Source organism: Bradyrhizobium sp. CCBAU 45321 (genome assembly GCF_028128975.1).
In the GTDB taxonomy this organism is placed as follows: domain Bacteria; phylum Pseudomonadota; class Alphaproteobacteria; order Rhizobiales; family Xanthobacteraceae; genus Bradyrhizobium; species Bradyrhizobium yuanmingense.
Map to the genome: position 1 here is coordinate 1 of NZ_LFKZ01000055.1, position 1,413 is coordinate 1,413.

Sequence of the window (1,413 nt, forward strand, 5' to 3'; positions counted from 1 at the left end):
CTCCACTAGAAGGTGGCCGACCATCATGCAGGCGCTTTCGGCCTTATAGACGTCGGCAGTTGTGGCGCGCTCAGGGTGTGGAACCAATAAGCCGGCGCCGGTGACCTGCCACTGCATTTTCATCCAGCGGCAGTTAGAGTCTCGGGGTTTTGTACGCCAAGTGGCGCTGATGGAGCAGGGGGGGGGGGGGGGGGGGGGGGGGGGGGGGGGGGGGGGGGGGGGGGGGGGGGGGGGGGGGGGGGGGGGGGGGGGGGGGGGGGGGGGGGGGGGGGGGGGGGGGGGGGGGGGGGGGGGGGGGGGGGGGGGGGGGGGGGGGGGGGGGGGGGGGGGGGGGGGGGGGGGGGGGGGGGGGGGGGGGGGGGGGGGGGGGGGGGGGGGGGGGGGGGGGGGGGGGGGGGGGGGGGGGGGGGGGGGGGGGGGCTTTCCCGGCGTAATGAAGTGCCAATCGACGGCTGCGTCCTTGCACCAAGCGAGCATGGCGTTGCAGGTGAATTCGGTGCCATGGTCGGACACGATCATTCCTGGCTTGCCGCGTCGCTGGACGATTGCCGTCAGTTCGCGGGCCACGCGCCGCCCCGAGATCGACGTCTCCGGAATGGCGCCCAGGCATTCCTTGGTGACGTCGTCGACGATGTTGAGGATGCGGAAGCGTCGGCCATTGGCGAACTGGTCGTGGACGAAGTCCAGCGACCAGCGCGCGTTCGGCCTCGCCTCGACCAGGATCGGGGCCCGGGTCCCCACGGCCTTGCGGTGAGCCCGCCGTTTGCGGACGGTGAGCCCTTCCTCGCGGCAAAGCCGGTAGATCCGGTTGATCCCCGATGGCTCGCCCTCCCGCCGCAGCAAGACGAACAACCGGCGATAGCCGAAACGCCGCCGCTCGTTGGCGAGGTCGCGCAATCGGCCACGCAGAACTGCGTCCGGCGGGCGGCTGGAGCGATAGCGGATCATCTTCCGATCCGCCCCTACAATCGAGCAGGCCCGCCGTTCCGACAGGCTCATGACGGCCTGCAGATGCGCGATCGCAGCGCGCTTGGCGGCGGGCCCTACCATTTTTTTGAAAGCAGCTCGCGAAGTGCGGCCGCATCGAGCATCTGCTCGGCCAGAAGCTTCTTCAGCTTCCCGTTCTCCTCTTCCAAGGCGGGGGGGGGGGGGGGGGGGGGGGGGGGGGGGGGGGGGGGGGGGGGGGGGGGGGGGGGGGGGGGGGGGGGGGGGGGGGGGGGGGGGGGGGGGGGGGGGGGGGGGGGGGGGGGGGGGGGGGGGGGGGGGGGGGGGGGGGGGGGGGGGGGGGGGGGGGGGGGGGGGGGGGGGGGGGGGGGGGGGGGGGGGGGGGGGGGGGGGGGGGGGGGGGGGGGGGGGGGGGGGGGGGGGGGGGGGGGGGGACACAAAATCTTCCCGTATCTCTTGCGCCATATA

The 1,413-nt window shown here is 75.9% G+C and carries 1 pseudogene; it reads right to left on the reverse strand.

The features are described from left to right. Window positions 1-417: 417 nt before the first annotated feature. A pseudogene (locus tag ACM43_RS09655) lies at window positions 418-1,139 on the reverse strand (DDE-type integrase/transposase/recombinase); the annotation flags it as partial. Window positions 1,140-1,413 lie beyond the last annotated feature (274 nt).